This window comes from Corallococcus sp. AB030 (assembly GCF_003668965.1).
Lineage (GTDB): Bacteria > Myxococcota > Myxococcia > Myxococcales > Myxococcaceae > Corallococcus > Corallococcus exiguus.
On the sequence record NZ_RAWQ01000009.1, the window covers coordinates 13,471 to 30,443 of the forward strand.

17 protein-coding genes are annotated in these 16,973 nt (G+C 71.4%); 10 read left to right on the forward strand and 7 right to left on the reverse strand.

Annotation, left to right across the window (positions count from 1 at the left end):
• The first annotated feature begins 100 nt into the window (after positions 1-100).
• The gene (locus D7Y15_RS04045; protein ID WP_121751751.1) at positions 101-1,414 is read left to right on the forward strand and encodes a sensor histidine kinase; all 1,314 of its coding nucleotides are present in this window, start codon (positions 101-103) and stop codon (positions 1,412-1,414) included.
• Positions 1,411-2,817 (forward strand): sigma-54 dependent transcriptional regulator, encoded by a 1,407-nt coding sequence (locus D7Y15_RS04050; RefSeq protein WP_121751752.1) that lies wholly within the window; start codon positions 1,411-1,413, stop codon positions 2,815-2,817. The genes D7Y15_RS04045 and D7Y15_RS04050 overlap by 4 nt, the downstream gene beginning before the upstream one ends.
• 5 nt (positions 2,818-2,822) lie before the next feature.
• Here the strand turns inward: D7Y15_RS04050 and D7Y15_RS04055 are convergent, their stop codons facing one another.
• The gene (locus D7Y15_RS04055) at positions 2,823-3,287 is read right to left on the reverse strand and encodes a hypothetical protein (RefSeq protein WP_120593393.1); all 465 of its coding nucleotides are present in this window, start codon (positions 3,285-3,287) and stop codon (positions 2,823-2,825) included.
• Between the two features lie 119 nt (positions 3,288-3,406).
• Here D7Y15_RS04055 and D7Y15_RS04060 point away from each other — a divergent pair, with 119 nt between their 5' ends.
• A complete protein-coding gene (locus D7Y15_RS04060) occupies positions 3,407-3,985 on the forward strand; it encodes a hypothetical protein (RefSeq protein ID WP_120574378.1) in 579 nt (192 codons plus the stop codon).
• Between the two features lie 15 nt (positions 3,986-4,000).
• Positions 4,001-4,576 carry an RNA polymerase sigma factor gene (locus tag D7Y15_RS04065; protein ID WP_121751753.1) on the forward strand — a complete coding sequence of 192 codons (576 nt, stop codon included), beginning with the start codon at positions 4,001-4,003 and terminating at the stop codon, positions 4,574-4,576.
• Between the two features lie 21 nt (positions 4,577-4,597).
• On the opposite strand, the gene D7Y15_RS04070 is transcribed toward D7Y15_RS04065, so the two are convergent.
• A complete protein-coding gene (locus D7Y15_RS04070; RefSeq protein ID WP_147475988.1) occupies positions 4,598-4,873 on the reverse strand; it encodes a hypothetical protein in 276 nt (91 codons plus the stop codon).
• Positions 4,874-5,145: 272 nt separating this feature from the next.
• On the opposite strand from D7Y15_RS04070, the gene D7Y15_RS04075 reads away from it, so the two are divergent.
• From D7Y15_RS04075 to D7Y15_RS04085, 3 genes are all read left to right on the forward strand, one after another.
• Entirely contained in the window at positions 5,146-7,614 is a 2,469-nt protein-coding gene (locus D7Y15_RS04075) for a heavy metal translocating P-type ATPase (RefSeq protein ID WP_121751755.1), read from the forward strand.
• A gap of 88 nt (positions 7,615-7,702) precedes the next feature.
• Positions 7,703-8,116 (forward strand): four-helix bundle copper-binding protein, encoded by a 414-nt coding sequence (locus tag D7Y15_RS04080; RefSeq protein WP_121751784.1) that lies wholly within the window; start codon positions 7,703-7,705, stop codon positions 8,114-8,116.
• 41 nt (positions 8,117-8,157) lie between these two features.
• The gene (locus D7Y15_RS04085; protein ID WP_120593387.1) at positions 8,158-9,249 is read left to right on the forward strand and encodes an aromatic ring-hydroxylating dioxygenase subunit alpha; all 1,092 of its coding nucleotides are present in this window, start codon (positions 8,158-8,160) and stop codon (positions 9,247-9,249) included.
• 6 nt (positions 9,250-9,255) lie between these two features.
• Here the strand turns inward: D7Y15_RS04085 and D7Y15_RS04090 are convergent, their stop codons facing one another.
• The gene (locus tag D7Y15_RS04090) at positions 9,256-10,215 is read right to left on the reverse strand and encodes a PLP-dependent cysteine synthase family protein (RefSeq protein WP_120574383.1); all 960 of its coding nucleotides are present in this window, start codon (positions 10,213-10,215) and stop codon (positions 9,256-9,258) included.
• Positions 10,216-10,389: 174 nt separating this feature from the next.
• On the opposite strand from D7Y15_RS04090, the gene D7Y15_RS04095 reads away from it, so the two are divergent.
• Entirely contained in the window at positions 10,390-11,850 is a 1,461-nt protein-coding gene (locus D7Y15_RS04095; RefSeq protein WP_121751756.1) for an ATP-binding protein, read from the forward strand.
• 83 nt (positions 11,851-11,933) lie between these two features.
• A complete protein-coding gene (locus D7Y15_RS04100; protein ID WP_120574385.1) occupies positions 11,934-12,542 on the forward strand; it encodes a DUF2378 family protein in 609 nt (202 codons plus the stop codon).
• Here the strand turns inward: D7Y15_RS04100 and D7Y15_RS04105 are convergent.
• Complete coding sequence (locus D7Y15_RS04105; RefSeq protein WP_120574386.1) at positions 12,533-13,468, reverse strand: pirin family protein; 936 nt, start codon at positions 13,466-13,468, stop codon at positions 12,533-12,535. The genes D7Y15_RS04100 and D7Y15_RS04105 overlap by 10 nt on opposite strands.
• A gap of 168 nt (positions 13,469-13,636) precedes the next feature.
• Between D7Y15_RS04105 and D7Y15_RS04110 the strand changes: the two genes are divergently transcribed.
• Positions 13,637-14,635 (forward strand): zf-TFIIB domain-containing protein, encoded by a 999-nt coding sequence (locus D7Y15_RS04110; protein WP_147475989.1) that lies wholly within the window; start codon positions 13,637-13,639, stop codon positions 14,633-14,635.
• Positions 14,636-14,649: 14 nt separating this feature from the next.
• Here D7Y15_RS04110 and D7Y15_RS04115 read toward each other — a convergent pair whose 3' ends face one another.
• From D7Y15_RS04115 to D7Y15_RS44610, 3 genes are all read right to left on the reverse strand, one after another.
• On the reverse strand, positions 14,650-15,903 hold the full coding sequence (locus tag D7Y15_RS04115; protein ID WP_121776135.1) for a hypothetical protein: 1,254 nt from the start codon (positions 15,901-15,903) through the stop codon (positions 14,650-14,652).
• Between the two features lie 205 nt (positions 15,904-16,108).
• Entirely contained in the window at positions 16,109-16,846 is a 738-nt protein-coding gene (locus tag D7Y15_RS04125) for a double-CXXCG motif protein (protein ID WP_158629003.1), read from the reverse strand.
• 16 nt (positions 16,847-16,862) lie between these two features.
• A complete protein-coding gene (locus tag D7Y15_RS44610) occupies positions 16,863-16,967 on the reverse strand; it encodes a DUF1778 domain-containing protein (RefSeq protein WP_158629004.1) in 105 nt (34 codons plus the stop codon).
• Positions 16,968-16,973 lie beyond the last annotated feature (6 nt).

Genomic DNA, 16,973 nt, shown 5'->3' on the forward strand with positions numbered 1-16,973 from the left:
GAGGGGAGGGGTGCAAGGGGAATGCGGCTTTGGATGGCCTGGGGAGGACATGCGCCAGGCGCGGCCGAAAAGGGGCGCGCGCCGTATAAGAGGGCTTCCCATGGGACCTGTCTCCGGCACCACGACCCGCAGGGTGTTGCTCGCGTTCGGCGCGCTGGTGGCGCTGTTCGCGGCGGCGTCGGGCTATGCGCTCGGCCGGCTGGCGGACATCCACGAGGGCACGCGTGCGCTGCGCGAGGTGGGCGGCCGCGCGCGGGAGGCGCGGGAGCTGGCCACGGCGGTGAGGGACCAGTACGCGCACCTGGCGCACACCATCATCCTGGGCAACGACAGCCACCGGCGCTTCCACACCGAGGCCCGCGCCCGCGTGGAGGCGCTGACGCGGCGGCTGGCGGAGCACGCGCGCGACGCGGACGAGCGCGCGGCGGTGGCGGACATCCAGGCGTCGGGCGACGCGCTGGACACGCTCTACCGGGACACGCTCCTGCCCGCGGTGATGGCGAAGGACGCGGGCGCGGTGGAGGCGGCGCATGGGCGCGCGCTGGAGTGGGTGTCGCGCATCCAGGCGCGGGTGGACGCGCTGACGGCGGACTCGGACGCGTCCATGGACGCCTTCGAGTCGCACGTGGGCGCGGTGGAGCGCGACAGCTTCCGCTGGGCGCTGCTGCTGTTGGGTGGGGCCACGCTGTTCGCGGCCGGGGTGGGCGTGTACATCGGCAACGCGGTGGCGCGGCTCGTCCAGCACGAGAAGCTGGCGGGCATTGGCCGGCTGGCGGCGGGCGTGGCGCATGAAATCAACAACCCGCTGGGCGTCATCCTCGGGTACGTGCGGCTGTTGCAGCGGCGGGCGGAGGGAACGCTCGCGGAGGACCTGCGCGTGGTGGAGGAGGAGGCGGTGCGCTGCCAGGACATCGTGGAGGGACTGCTGGACCTGGCGCGTCCGGGCCGCGGGCCACGTGAGCCGGTGGCGCTGCGCGACGCGTGCGAGGAGGTCGTCTCCCGCCTGCGTGAAGCCACGCGCCTGGGCACCGTGACGGTGGACGTGCACGGAGAGGGCACCGCCTGGGTGCAGGCGCCCCGGCTGCGGCAGGTGCTGCTCAACCTGGTGAAGAACGCGGCGGAGGCCGCGGGCGAGGGAGGACGGGTGGAGGTGCGCATCGCGGTGGACGCGGACGGGAGCGCGCGCGTGGCGGTGTCGGACTCGGGGGCCGGGGTGACGCCGGAAGCGCGGGCCCGGCTGTTCGAGCCCTTCTTCACGACGAAGCCCTCCGGTACGGGGCTGGGGCTCGCGGTGAGTCAGGCCATCGCGGAGGCGCACGGCGGCCGCATCGACGTGGACTCCGGGGCCCTGGGCGGTGCGCGCTTCACGCTGTCCCTGCCCGCGCCGTCGCGTGAACAGGAGGCGGCGGCATGAGCGGCGCGAAGCCTTCGGTCCTCGTCGTGGACGACAAGGAGAACATGCTCAAGCTGTTCGCGCGCATCCTCGGGGACGCGTACGCGGTGACGACCGCGCCCGACGGTGTGCAGGCGCTGGCCCTGGTCTCCGCGCGCACGTTCGACGTGGTCGTCACGGACATCCAGATGCCGGGCGCGGACGGCTTCACGGTGCTGCGCGAGGTGAAGCGGCGCGCGCCGGACACGGAGGTCGTCCTCGTCACCGCCTACGCGAGCATCCCCAAGGCCGTGGAGGCCATCAAGGACGGCGCATACGACTACCTGTCCAAGCCCTTCGACCCGGACGAGGTGGCCCTGGTGGTCGCCCGTGCCCTGGAGCGCCAGCGCCAACGGCGGGATGCACAGGGACTCGCCGCCCGCGTGGCGCGCATGCCGGACTTCCACGGCCTGCGCGGTACCAGCACCGCGCTCCAGAAGACGCACGCGCTGCTCGCGCAGGTGGCGGCGCGCGACCTCACCGTGGTGCTCACTGGCGAGACGGGCACCGGCAAGGAGCTGGCCGCCCGCGCGCTTCACCGCGAGAGCCCTCGCCGCGACAAGCCCTTCGTCGCGGTGAACTGCGGCGCGCTGCCGGCGGAGCTGGTGGAGAGCGAGCTCTTCGGCCACGCGAAGGGCGCCTTCACCGGCGCGACCGGCGCGAAGGCCGGCCTCTTCGAGGAGGCCCACGGCGGCACGCTCTTCCTGGACGAAGTGGGCGACCTGCCGCTGCCCGTGCAGGTGAAGCTCAACCGCGCGCTCCAGGAGAAGGAGATCCGCCGCGTGGGCACGACCACGCCGGTGACGGTGGACGTGCGCGTGGTGGCGGCGACGCACCGGGACCTCGCCGAGGAGGTGGCTCGGGGGCGCTTTCGCGAGGACCTCTACTACCGGCTGGGCGGCGTGACGGTGCGGATGCCCGCCCTGCGCGAGCGCCGCGAGGACATCCCGCTGCTCGCCATGCACTTCCTCGCTGGCGCGAAACGGCCGGAGCTGGAGGGCTTCACGCCCCCGTCACTCCAGGCACTCACCGCCGCGCCCTGGCCCGGCAACGTGCGGCAGCTGCAGAACGCGGTGGCGCGCGCGGTAGCGGTGGCGGCGGGCCCCCGAATCACTCCGGAGGACCTGCCGCCCGAGCTCACCGCCGCCCGTACCTCCGCGGCCCCGGGGCCGCTGCCAGCGGAGGCACTGGCGAAACAGCCCTACCGAGAGGCGGTGGACCGCGTGCGCGACGCCGTGTCGCGCGACTACCTCACCGCGCTGATGCAGGAGTTCTCCGGCAACGTCACCCACGCGGCCGAGCGCGCGGGCATGGAACGCGAGAGCCTGCACCGCCTGCTCAAGCGCTATGGCGTCCGCACGGAGGACTTCAAGCGCGGCGACTGAGGCCTTTAGCGGGGCTCGTGCTCGGAGAGCACCTTGTCCAGCGCCTCCGCCTGCGCGCGGACGTCCGCGTCGGTGTCCTTCGCGGCCTTGGCGGCGTGAGCGCGGGCCTTGGCGGCCTCCGTCTTCGCCAGGGCCATGGCCATACACAGGTTCGCCTTGGGGTGATCCGGAGTGGCGTCCAGCGCGGGCTTGAGGACGGCCGCGGCCTGGGCGTCTTCCTGCTTCTCCAGGTGATACATGGCCAGGGCACAGGCCGGATCCACCGCCGAGGGCTGCTGCTTCAGCGCCTCCTGCAGCAGCTCCGTGGCGAACCCGCGCTGGTTGTGACCGTCCATCGCGAACGCCATGGCGGTGAGCTCCTCCACGGAAGCGTCCCCCTGCTTCTTCGCCTGCTCGACCAGACGCTGCGCGTTCTCGAAGTTGCCGGCGCGCAGTTCCTTGATTCCTTCGGAATACGGGTAGCTCTTCACAGTGTCTCCCAGTGCACCACGCGGTGCGTTGCACGCATTCTGCGCGACTTTGGTTGGGGATCCGCAACTTTGGGGCGGCGGTTTCCGAAAAATCGAGAAGACTTCTCCCCCAGGCCCCCATGATCATCCGCAACTCGCCCGTCCGCCAGCCGCAGACCTCCGGAACGGATTCCCCCACCGCGCGTCCCGCCGCCCCTGCCGCGCGCAACGTGGTGAAGGACTCCTTCTCCCCTGGCACCACCGCCGCCCAGCGCACGGGCGCCATCAGCAAGGCGCCCCCGGGCGACCACGGCAAGCTGATGAACGAGTACCTCACCGGCGCGCGCCCGCCTCCGGCGGACTTCGAGCAGGTGATGGGTTACAAGCCCTACGCCATCCAGACGCCGCACGGCCAGCGCATGCAGGATCCGCTCGGCTACGCCTCTGTCCCCGGCCAGATTGGCCCGGTGAAGGAGTTCGACAAGGCGGCCAAGACGCACGACTACGGCTACGACCTGCTGCGTTACTACGACCGCAAGGGCACGCCGCTGAAGCCGGAGGCCCGCAAGGCCGCGGACGCGCAGTTCCGCTCGGACATGTTCGACTACGCGAACGACCAGAAGGGCACGCTGTCGAAGTTCAAGTACCGTGCGTGGGCGCAGATCTACGCCACCGCGGTGGAGCTGAACTCGGTGCGCCAGGGCAACGGCCCTCCGTAGTCGTCAGGGAGTCGCATGGAGGCTGAAGGGCCAGACGCAGGGCTGCCCCCGGACCGCGAGGACGTGGTGGCGGCGCTCCTGGCCCATCAGCGCCGCTTCCTCGCCTTCGTGGAGCGGCGGGTGGGCAGCCGGGCCGTCGCGGAGGACCTCTTCCAGACGGCCTTCGCCCGCACCCTGGAGAAGGGTGGGGCGCTGAAGGACGGCGAAAGCGCGGTGGCGTGGTTCTACCGCCTGCTGCGCAACGCGCTCGTGGATCACCACCGCCGGCAGGCCGCGGAAGGACGCGCGCTGGAGGTGGAGGCGCGCGACGCGGACTCCGCCACCGAGGACCCGGAGTTGAAGGGCGCGGTGTGCGCGTGCCTCGCGGATCTGCTGCCCACGCTCAAGCCCGAGTACGCCCGGCTCGTGCGCCAGGTGGACCTGGAGGGGCGGGCGGTGCCGGACGTGGCGCGCGAGGTGGGCATCACCCCCAACAACGCGGGCGTGCGGCTGCACCGTGCGCGGCTCGCGCTCAAGCGTTCGCTGGAGCGCGGTTGCGGCGCGTGCGCGGCGCACGGCTGCCTGGACTGCTCCTGCAAGCCGCGCCGCTGAGGCGCCTGCGGCTCCGGGGCCTCAGGGGCAGGTCGCCGCATCGTCGTTCCGGTCGATGTTCACGCCCCACGCCTCGCCCTGGAACACGCTCGCCGCGAGCGCGGTGGCCCGGCACGTGGGCAGCTTCGGATTGTCCTCCACGAACAGGCTGCGCTCGACCCACAGGGGGAAGGCCGTCGCCGTGCCCAGCATGAGCGAGTCCAGCCGGGCGTTGGCGCTCACCGTCACGTCGCCGCCCACGAAGCGCAGGGCGGGCAGGGACAGCCGCCGGTGAGAAGGGCCAGCAGCGCCCCCCACGTCCCCCACATGCGTCGCATTCGATGCCCTCCCTGGTCGGGCCCCGACCTTGCTTCCCTGGCCACACGGAGCGAGCGGATCTTCCTGGCCGTTTCGCGTCGGGCCCGCCGCGTCCTACCGGAAAAGGCCCCGCGCGGACAAACCCCCGGGCCCGCCTGGCGCCCTGCCTCCCAGTGGGACGAGCGCGGGCGGCACGGGCTTCGGGAGGGAGGGTTACGCATGTGTAAGAGCGCGCCGGGTGCCGCGTTGGCCCGGGGAAAGGAGGCTTCCCCATGACGCATCACCATCCGCATCACCTTGTTCCGCCTTCACCCCGGTCGCCGCCCTCCGTGGGCGGGGAGGGGCCCGCCATCGACCCCGTGTGCGGCATGGAGGTGGACCCTCGCGCACCGAAGGGCGGGAGCTGGGAGCACGAGGGGCACACCTGGTTCTTCTGCGGCCCGAAGTGCCGCCAGCGCTTCCAGGAGGACCCCACGCGGTTCCTCCAGCCCCGGACGCCGCCACCACCCGCCGCGCCGGGCGCCGTGTACGTGTGCCCCATGGATCCGGAGGTGCGGCAGGACGCGCCAGGGGCGTGCCCGAAGTGCGGCATGGCGTTGGAGTCCGAAGCGCCGCCCGTCCTCCAGACGCGCGTCGAATACACCTGCCCGATGCACCCGGAGGTGGTGAGCGACGGGCCCGGCACCTGCCCGAAGTGCGGCATGGCGCTGGAGCCACGCACGGTGACGGTGGAGGAGCCGCCGGATCCAGAGCTGCGTTCGATGACGCGAAGGTTCTGGGTGGGCCTGGTGCTGAGCGCGCCGCTGATGCTGCTGGGCATGTCGGACATGCTGCCGGTGCGGCACGGACTGTCGCCCTCGGCGCTCGCGTGGGCTCAGTTCGCGCTGGCGACGCCGGTGGTGCTGTGGGTGGGGGCGCCGTTCTTCCAGCGGGGTTGGGCGTCGGTGAAGAACCGGCACCTGAACATGTTCACGCTCATCGCGCTGGGCGCGGGCGCGGCGTACGTCTTCAGCGTGGGCGTCACGCTGTTCCCACACCTGTTGCCGGAAGGCGCGCGCACGGGACACGACGGCACCGTGCCCGTTTACTACGAGGCCGCGGCCATCATCCTCACGCTGGTGGCGCTGGGGCAGGTGTTGGAGTTGCGCGCCCGCCACGCGACGTCTGGTGCGCTGCGGGCCCTGTTGTCGTTGGCCCCCGCCACGGCGAGGCGCATCTCGGACGACGGCCACGAAGAGGACATGCCGCTGTCCCAGGTGCACGCCGGATGGCGCCTGCGCGTGCGCCCCGGTGAGAAGGTGCCGGTGGACGGCGAGGTGCTGGAGGGCGCGAGCGCGGTGGATGAATCGCTCGTCACCGGAGAGCCCGTGCCGGTGGAGAAGGGCCCGGGCGCGAAGGTGACGGGTGGCACGCTGAACGGCACGGGCACGCTCGTGATGCGCGCGGAGCGAGTGGGACAGGACACGCTCCTGTCGCGCATCGTCCAGCGCGTGGCCGAGGCGCAGCGCACGCGAGCGCCCATCCAGCGGTTGGCGGACCGGGTGGCCGGCATCTTCGTGCCCGCGGTCATCGCGGTGGCGGTGGTGACGGCGGTGGTCTGGGGCGTGTGGGGTCCGGAGCCGAGGCTCGCGCACGCGCTGGTGAACGCGGTGGCGGTGCTCATCATCGCCTGCCCGTGCGCGCTGGGCCTGGCCACGCCCATGTCCGTGATGGTGGGAACGGGGCAGGGCGCGCGCATGGGCGTGCTCATCCGCGACGCGGCGGCGCTGGAGCGGATGGCGGCGGTGGACACGCTGGTGGTGGACAAGACGGGCACGCTCACGGAGGGCAAGCCGCGGCTCGTGACGGTCGAGCCCGCGCCGGGCGTGGACGCCTCCGAGCTGCTGCGCCAGGCCGCGAGCCTGGAGCGAGGCAGCGAACACCCGCTGGCCGCCGCCGTGGTCTCGGGCGCGAGGGAGCGAGGCGTGTCCCCCGGTGGCGTGGAGGACTTCCAGTCCGTGCCAGGGCAGGGCGTCCGGGGCCGCGTGGGAGGCCGCGAGGTCGCGCTGGGCAACGCGGCGTTGATGCGGAGCCTGGGCGTGGAGGTGGAGGCGCTGACGGAGCGCGCGGAGGCGCTGCGCCAGGAGGGCCAGACGGTGGTGCTGGTGTCGATGGATGGCCGCGCGGCGGGGCTCCTGGGGGTGGAGGATCCGCTGAAGCCGTCCACGCCGGAGGCCCTGGCGAGGCTGCGGGACGAAGGCCTGCGCGTGGTGATGCTCACCGGAGACAGCCCGACGACGGCGCACGCGGTGGCGCGCAGGCTGGGCATCACGGAGGTGATTGCCGGCGTGCAGCCTGACGCGAAGGGCGACGCGGTGAAGGCGTTGCAAGCCCAGGGGCGCGTGGTGGCGATGGCGGGCGACGGCGTGAACGACGCACCGGCGCTGGCGCGAGCGGACGTGGGCATCGCCATGGGGACGGGCACGGACATCGCGATGGAGAGCGCGGGCGTGACGCTGGTGAAGGGCGACCTGCGAGGCATCGCTCGGGCGCGTGGGTTGAGCCAGGCCGTGCTGCGCAACATCCGGCAGAACCTCTTCTTCGCCTTCGTCTACAACCTGCTGGGAGTGCCGCTGGCGGCGGGCGTGCTGTACCCCGTCTTCGGGTTGCTCCTGAGCCCGCTGTTCGCGAGCGCGGCGATGAGCCTCTCCTCGGTGTCCGTCATCGGCAACGCCCTGCGGTTGCGGCGGCTGAAGCTCTAGTCCGGAAGCAACCGGCCAGTCGGGCGCGCGCGGCGGGATGGTGGCGTCCCCGCGCGTGCCCACCGTGAGGCCCGAAAGGACCCCCACCATGGCGAATGCCGAAGTGATGCGAGGCGACGACGCGATTCGGGAGTGCATCGACAACTGCACGGCCTGTCGCCGCGTCTGCCTGGAGACCCTGGCGGACTGTCTGAAGCGGGGAGGCAGGCTCGCCGAGCCTGGGCACCTCCGGCTGCTGATGGACTGCGCGGACATCTGCGAGACGAGCGCGCGCTTCATGCTGCGCGGTTCGGACCTGCATTCGCGCACATGCTTCGCCTGCGCGGAGGTGTGCGCCGCCTGCGCGACCGCCTGCGAGGAGATGGGCGACGAGGGGATGATGGAGGCCTGCGCGGACGCGTGCCGCCGCTGCGAGGAGTCCTGCCGGAGGATGAGCGGCGGGGTGATGCCCCAGCCCCTCAACCCGGAGGCCGCCCAACGCTTCGCCGACCTGCCCGCCTGAAGGGGGCGTGCACGGAGGCCCGGGCCCATTAGACTGGGCGCATGACCGCCCGCGAGGAGGGGCGCACCCCAGGTGCGTCCCCCAGTCACATCTCCGTCGTCCGGCTTCCGCACTCCTGGTTCATCCTCTGCACGTCGCGCGAGCTGGGGGACAAGCCGCTCGCGCGCACGCTGCAGGGCACGCCCCTGGTGCTCTTCCGGGGCGAGGGCGGCAAGCCTGGCGCCCTGATGGACCGCTGTCCGCACCGCAACGTGCCCCTGTCACTGGGGCGCGTGCAGAACGGGCAGCTGGAGTGCGGCTACCACGGGTGGCGCTTCGACACCGGAGGCCAGTGCCGGCTCATCCCCGGCCTGGTGGGTGAGCCCGAGGCCCGCTCCCGCTGCGCCGCTTCCTACCCGACGCGCGAGCAGGACGGCTTCGTCTGGGTCTACTCCACGCCCGGCGTGGAGCCCACGTCGGAGCCCTTCCGCTTCCCGCTGCTGGACGCGGCGGACTACACCACCGTGCGCCGGGTGCTGCGCGCGCCGGGGTCGCTGCACGCGGTGCTGGAGAACACGCTGGACGTGCCGCACACGGCATTCCTCCACGGTGGCCTGTTCCGCACCGCGGAGAAGAAGAACGAAATCGACGTGGTGGTGCGCAGGAGCGCGGACCGCGTGGAGGCGGAGTACCTGGGCGAGCCCGCGCCCAAGGGGCTCGTGGGGCGGCTGCTCGCGCCGGGCGGTGGGGTGGTGCAGCACTTCGACCGCTTCTTGATGCCGTCCATCGCGCAAGTGGAGTACCGCATCGGAGAGAAGAGCCACATCCTGGTCAACTCCGCCATGACGCCGGTGGATGACTGGGACACGCTCGTGTACGCGGTGGTGACGGTGAAGCTGCCCGTGCCGCGCTGGCTGCTCAAGGCCGCGGTGCCCTTCGTGCTGCCGGTGGGCCTGCACATCTTCGGACAGGACGTGCGCATCCTGGAGCGGCAGACGGACTCCATCCGCCGCTTCGGCACGGAGGCCTACGCCTCCACGGAGATTGACGTCCTGGGGCCCAGCATCCTGCGCCTGATGCGCGCCCAGGAGCGCGAGCGCACCGCGCCGCCTCCGGACACGGTGCACGAGACGCGCGTGCGCATGCGCACGTAGGGGCCTTCAGCCGGCCTTGGGCGCGGCCCGGGGCTGCACGAGCTCCGTGGAGAAGTAGCGCTCCATGCGGTCCGGGAACACCGTCACCACCTGGGCCTGCGGGCCCAGCTGCTTCGCCGCCTCCACCGCCGCCGCGTAGTTGAGGCCGGAGGACGGGCCCACCGGGAAGCCCCGGCGGATGAGCGCCCGCGCGGTGCGCATGGCCAGGTCATCCGAGATATCCAGCTCCACGCGGCCCGGCATGTCCGCCTCGCGGTACAGCTTCGACAGGCCGTCCACCACGCCCGGCACGCGCGCGCTGAAGCTACAACACTCGATGTCGCAGCCCAGCCCCGCGATGGGCCTCGCCACGAAGGGCGTCACCGGACAGCCCGCTTCCGCGAACGCCTGGAACAGGCCCACGATGGTGCCGCCCGTGCCCACGCCGCTCACCACGCCGTGCACCAGCCCGCCCGGCACCTGCGCCAGGATTTCCTGCCCCGTCCACACGCGGTGCGCCTCCGCGTTGTCCGGGTTCTCGAACTGGCGGGGCGCGTAGCCGCCGCGCTCCTTCGCCAGCGCTTCCGCCCGCGCGATGGCTCCCCGGATGCCTTCCGAGCGCGGCACCAGCTCCACCTCGCCGCCGTAGGCGCGGATGGCGATGAGCCGCTCCTCCGTCACGCCCTCCGGCATCACCGCCGTGAAGCGGCAGCCCATCTGCGCGCTCGCCAACGCCATGGCGATGCTGGTGGAGCCGCTGGACGCCTCCACCACGTCGCCGCCCGGGCTCAGGTCCCCCAGACGCCACGCCTTCTCCAGCATGTACCGGGCGATGCGATCCTTCGTGGACCCGCTGGGATTGAGGAACTCCAACTTGCACCAGATGGTCGGACCTTCCGGGTCCAGCCGCACGGGCACGAGCGGCGTGGGCCCCACGGCCTGGAGGAAGCGACCATCAGCGGGAAGCGGGCGGCAGGGAGGGCGCATGGGTCATCCCTATCGCGAAACGCGCCAGCGGGGGAGCCACCCTGTCGTCCAGCGAGCGGCGGCGGACGCCCGTTCCCCTGGCTGTTCCGTCGGAGAAGACATTTTCCCACGTGCAACACTTGGCGCATCCAGGGGCAGCCATTACGAAGAAGGGCCACGGTTTCATCCGCCTGCATGCCTTCCTCGCCCACCATCCTCAACGTCAACGACGACCTGGCCAGCCGTTACGTCACGTCTCGCGTGCTGTCCCTTTCGGGTTTCCAGGTCCTGGAGGCGGGCACGGGCGTCGAGACGCTGGCGCTCGCGGACGAGCACACCGACCTGGTCATCCTGGACGTCCGCCTGCCGGACATGAGCGGCCTGGAGGTGTGCCGGCGCCTGAAGGCCTCCCCGCGCACTCGCAGCGCGCTGGTGCTGCACCTGTCCGCGCAGGCGGTGGGCGCCGCGGACCGGGCGCAGGGGCTGGAGCACGGCGCGGATGCGTACCTGGTGGCGCCGGTGGATCCAGAGGAGCTGGTGGCCCAGGTGCACGCGCTCCTGCGCCTGCGCCGCGCCGAGCGAGAGGTGCGCGTCCTCTCCGACCAGGTGCAGCAGCAGCGCCGTCTCCTGGAGCTGGCCATGGCCGCGGCGGCGGACCCCATCGCGCTCTATGACGGCGACGGGACGCTCATCTACGCGAACCAGGCCGTGGCCGCGTCGCGTGGCTCGCATCACGTGCACGTGCCGGGCAGGAGCATGGACGCGATTCGCGTGATGGATCCGCAGCTGGAGCCCTACGCGAAGGCGCTGGACGCGGCGCGGCGCACGGGCCAGGTGCAGCGCGGCCGCGTCAGCCTGTCCTCGGACCAGGGCCCCCGGCACTTCGAGTACACGATGTCCCCGGCCACCGGGCCCACGGGCGCGGTGGAGGCCGTCATCGCCACCGGGCAGGACGTCACGGAGCTGCGCAACGCGGAGGACTTCCGCGAGCAGTTCATCGGCATCCTGGGCCACGACCTGCGCAACCCGCTCAACGCGCTGTCCATGTCCGCGCAGCAGCTCCAGCGCCAGGGCGAGCTGTCCGACCGCCAGCGCGTCTTCACCGAGCGCATCCTCACCAGCGCCGTGCGCATGGATCGGATGATCCGCCAGCTGCTGGACTTCGCGCGGGCGCGGCTGGGCGCGGGGCTGCCGGTGGTGCGCTCGCGGTGCGACCTGTTCGACGTGGTGCGCGGCGCGGTGGAGGAAGCGCGCGCCAGCCAGCCCCAGCGCGAGGTGATGCTGGACGTGCAGGGTGACGGGCGCGGCGCGTGGGACGCGGACCGGCTGGAGCAGGTGGTGGGCAACCTGGTGTCCAACGCGCTCAAGTTCAGCCCGCCGGACTCACCCGTGCGCGTGAGCGCGGAGGGCCTGGACGGCGAGGCCGTGCTGCGGGTGCACAACCTGGGTGCGCCCATTCCGGCGGAGCAGGTGCCGCACCTCTTCGCCGCGTGGCGCCGCGCCGGCCGCAGCGACCGGGAGCGCGGCGCGGCCGGAGGGCTGGGCCTGGGGCTCTACATCGCCGGCCAGATTGTCCACTCCCACGGCGGCACCGTGAAGGTGACCTCCACCGAGGCCCAGGGGACGACCTTCACGGTGCGTCTGCCGCGAGGCTGAAAATCCTACGGGTTTGACGACTCGTGGACGGATGCATTGCGGCCACGCTTCCGGATGCGCAGGCGCGCCCCCACCCTGGGGGCATGGTCCCATCCGAAAAGCAAATCTTCGCCCAGAGCGTGGAAGCCCTCTTCGTGCGTGCGTTGGGGCCGTACCTGACGCGTGACGGGCGCCAGAAGCTGAAGGCCGCGGGCCTGAACCTGTCCGAGCCGCTGCGCCCCCACTACTCGCTGGAGCAGTGGCGCGTCTTCCTGGACGTGGCCGCGCGGGACGTCTTCCCCGGCCAGTCCCTGGAGTCGGCCTACCTGGAGCTGGGCGCCCGCTACCTGAAGGGCTTCCAGCAGACGTCCGTGGGGCGGGCGAGCATGCAGCTGGTCACGCACCTGGGGCCGCAGAAGACGCTGGAGCGCGTGCCGTACAACCTGCGCGCGGGCAACAACTTCAACGAGGTGCGGGTGGAGGAGTTGTCCAAGCAGGACGCCACCCTGTGGGTGAAGGACGTGCTGGCGGACAACCCCTTCTTCGCCTGCGGCTTCCTGGCGGAGACGCTGCGCGCGTCGGGCGCGGGCTCACCCGAGGTGAAGCCCATCGCCTTCGACGGGACGGCGGCGACGTACCGGCTGACGTGGTCGCAGGCGAAGTCGCAGCGGCCCGCGGGCACGCTCGCGCCGGTGCGCCGGCTCTACGGGTAGCGCACGGGCGCCGGCGGATCATCCGGAGGCAGGGGGATGAACTCCGTCTCCGTGGGCACGGCGGCGAAGCGGCCTTCCTTCCAGTCCGCCTTGGCGGCCTCCAGGCGCTCCTTGGAGGACGACACGAAGTTCCAGAAGAGGTAGCGCGGGCCGTCCATGGGCTCGCCGCCCAGGAGCATCATCCGCGCGGAGGACTCCGCCTTGAGGATGATTTCGCTGCCCGGCTTGAACACGAGCAGTTCGCCGGGCTGGAAGCGCGTGCCCTCCACCTCCACGGTGCCCTCGACGAGGTAGAGGCCTCGCTCCTCGTATTCGGCGGAGAGCTTCAAGCGGGAGCCCGCCTCCATCTTCGCGTCCGCGTAGAAGAGGTCGGAGTGGGCGCGCACGGGGGACTTGCCGCCATGCACCTGGCCCGCGATGACGGTCAGGTGGATGCCCTCGCCGTCGATGATGGGGAGCGTGTCCGCGGGGTGGTGGACGAAGGCGGGGGCGACCTCTTCATGCTGCTTGGGGAGGGCGATCCACGCCTGGATGCCGAAGAGGCGGCCACCGGCGGAGCGGGTTTCGGGGCCGGTGCGCTCGGAGTGGGCGATGCCCTGGCCGGCGGTCATCCAGTTCACGGCGCCGGGGCGGATGGGCTGCACGAAGCCCAGCGAGTCACGGTGGAGGATTTCGCCCTCGAAGAGATAGGTGACGGTGGACAGGCCGATGTGCGGATGGGGGCGCACGTCCAGGCCGCGGCCGGGGTCGAAGTCCGCGGGGCCCATCTGGTCCAGGAAGATGAAGGGGCCGACCATGCGGCGGCGCGCGGAGGGCAGGGCGCGGCGCACGTGGAAGCCGTCGCCCAGGTCGCGCACGCGCGGGACGATGAGCGTCTCCAGGGAGGGCGGGGGCTCACGGCCCTGCAGGTCTTCTTCCCAGCTCATGGTGTCTCTCCTTTTCGAGGGGGCACAGTGTGCCTGGGTTCCCGTCCCGCGCGGCCACTTTCTCCTGGACGTTCCGCGCTCGGACGCTTCACTCGGACCGGGGTGGGGAGGCACCGTTGGACGCCGTGCTTTCTCCGTGTTGGATCCGCGTTTAGCCTGGGCCTCACAATGTCCCCTGGGTTCCTCGGGCTTGCCGTCGCGACCGTACTGGCGCTGACACCCCTGACGCTCCGGGCGTGGCGCCGCGCATGGGCCCGGCGTCGCTGGCGGGCACTGGGCCCCATCCTGGAGCTGTCACCGTTCCCGTCGTCCACGCGCGTGCTGCTGGCGGGGCGCTACCGGGGCCATCCGGTGGAGGTGTCCCTGTTGCGCACGGGAGCCTCACGGCTTCGTCTCACGCTGGGGGTGAAGCTGCCTCAGGACTTCGCGCTGCTCCCCCAGGGGTGGGGGCTGCGTTGGCGCGGGGCCTCGAAGGAACGGGACATCCAGGTGGGCCAGCCCGCGCTGGATGCGGCGTTCCTCATCCGGGGCGCGAATCCAGCGGCGGTCATCCGCCTGTTGGGCGAACCCGTCGTCCGCGATGCGCTGCGCCAGCTCCAGGCTCGCGGTGCTCCGTTCCAGCTCCAGGGGCAGGAGCTCATCGCCTCCCCAAGGGGCTCGCTCTCCGAAGAGTCCATCCGGGAGCTCCTGCGGGACCTCGCGGGGGTCGCTTCCGCGCTCCAGTCCACGGCGGAGAACCACCGCGCGCTGGCGGCGTCGGCGCGGGAAGCGGTCCAGGACAGCTCGCCCGCCACGGGGACGGTGCTGACTGTGTCCGCCCGGAGGGACTTGGACTCCCAGCGGTTCGTCAGGATCCGCGAGGAGTTCAGCAGGCGGTTGGCGCTGCACAACACCGTGGTGTTCGCGGGCGGTGTCGTGGGGCTGCTGGGCGGGGGCCTCTGGCTCTTCCTGCGGCGCGCGCCTCCTCCGGACGGGTGGGACCTGGCGGGGGTCCCCTTCGCGGCGGGCTTCATCTGCGCCAGCCTGACCTCCATGGTCAGCAGGTATTTCCACCTGCTGTGTCCGGGATGCGGGAACAACCTGCAGGACTTCGACAACACGGATTCGGACGGATCGCCCACCCTGTCGCTGGACCGCTGTCCGCACTGCGATGTCTGGCTGAGGTGAGCCGTGGCTCCAGCCTAGCGCTCCAGCAGTGCCTGCTCGCGCGCGTTCGACTGGAGCCAGGAGGAAGGGCGTTCCTGGAGCTCGGCGATGAAGGGCGGGCGCGAGTTCAGCTCCCAGCGCAACTGAAGCGTCGTCCACTGGCCGTCGGCCTGGAAGTCGTATTCCCAGTGCTCGAACGCGCGCTCCACGTCGTCGGAGAGCTCGGTCCCGTGATGGATGAGGTCCGGTGCTCCCACCCGTTGGAGGACTTCCCATGCCGACATCGTCTTCTCCAGGGTCGCTGCCCGCTCGCGCCGGTCCGGCAGGCACTCTGGGATCGCGTACCGTTCATGCTTCGCGTCGAGGAAGGAATAGGCCGCGAAGCCCCGGGGCTGGACCCCCAGCCGCCGGAGGGACTGCTGGACGATGGGGCGGAAGGCCTGCTCCTCCAGGGACGCCTCGCGGAACACGGAGCTGCGCGAGACGCTGCTCCAATCCTCCACGGATTCCCACTGCTGGAGGAGTGGCAGGCACGCGTGGATGCGGTGTGCTCCCACCAGCACGACGGCGCCCACCACCCTGTCGAGGTGCTTCCGCAACTCGCTGGGGACTTCCTTCTGCGGAGCAGTGGATGACTTCGACAGGAGCGCTTGAACCTCCTGGAGTTGCTCCGTCAGCATCGCCAGCAGCGCGGACGCATCGCGCTGCTCCGCGGCATCCCATTCGCGAGCCCGGACATCCGCCTCCGGGAGGATGGCCGCGTGGGTGAGGTCGAGCACCAGCCGCTGCCCTCTGTGCGTCCGCCAGATGAAGAAGTCCGTCTCGGCGTCGCGGAAGAAGTAGGGCCACGCATGCTTCGACCAGAACAGCCCCGCGGTCGTGTACGTGGCGTGGTCGGCCTGCCACGCATTGCGTCCCACCTTCCCTTCCCTGGGACCGAGGATGTCCACCCGAAGCACGTCGCGTCCCGAGGGAGACACGGCGATGAGCTGAGGGCCGTGGGTCCGGAGGATGGACCAGCCCGTGTCCGAGACGAACAGTTGGTGCGGACTGCTCTCGTTCCATTTCTGCCACCGCTCCCAGACAAGGCGAGGCTCGGCGCTCCCGGGGATGTGTTCGAGCAACTGGAAGCGGAACTCGTTCTGGAACGCGGTGCGCCTGCCCCACCACCAGGAAGCCTTCCGCCCGCCGCGGCGGAGGATCGCCCCGTTGTGGGGCGAGCGGGCCGTCAGGGTGAAGCGCCCGCTGGGCGAGTGTGTCTCCAGGTCGGAGAAGAAGACTCGGGTCATCCGAACGAGGCTACCGCGCCACATTCCTTGGCACAGCCCCCCGTCTGGAGGGAGGCCTGGGCCCCGGGTGGGGGCACCCGGCGTCCGTGTCGTGCACGCCTGACAACGACGTCGCCGTCATCGACCTCAAGAGGTTGGAGGTCACGGGCCACATCGATGTCGGAGGAAGGCCGGACGGATTGGCCTGGGCGGTCCGGCGCTGAGCTCAGTGAACCGAACCCGTGCGGGATGCCGGCACGACACCGGCTTCGCGAAACGTCACGTCCGATGGGCCCAAGGCTTCGAGTGCCTCGACGAAGCGTTCGGTGACGAAGGTGTACGTGGTTCCGTTCGCGGGGCGGAAGAGGTCCACGTCGTGAGGGAGGGCATCTCCATCCAGCCAGGGTTCGGGCGAGATTCGCACCTCGTACCATCCGCAGGTCGGGCACCTGGGGCCGGTCAGGACCGCGTCCCGGTGCAGAAGCCCGCGCAAGGGAATCTCCAACTCGTACAGCACGACCCCGGCATCGAGTCCCTGTAGCTCCGCGCGCACGGGAGCGAGCCCCCGGATCCCCACGGCCTGGAGGTGTCGCAATGCTTCCTGCGTGACCAGCGCCTCCCACCCGTAGCGCGCGCTCAAAGGTCCGAAGGTTCCGTGTGCCGTGCCACGAAGCGGACCGAACTGCATGCCGGGTTCCGGGGACACTCCAGTTGGGAGGAACGGCTGCACGCGGGACGCGAGGCGCGCGTATTCCGCGTGGGGTTCGACACGCGGCTCCACCAGCAGGTCGCGTCCGGGTAACGAAGACAGATCGACGCTGGGAAGCGTGAACTGGCCACTCCACGTCTCATGGCAGGTGGGGCACTCCACCCCGGGCAAGCTCCAGACGTGCTCGGCGGAGATGCTGCCGCTCCAGTGTCTCGGAGTGGAAGGGGCCGGACGTTGGAGTTGGTAGAAGCGCATCTGTCCTTCCAGAACGTCAGCGGGCCTTCTTGCGCGCGAGCTCCAGCAGCCGGGGCAGAGGCTTCGCTGGCTTCTCCAACGCATCCACGAGCCGATCGAAATCACTGTCAGGCAGCACCACGCGGAC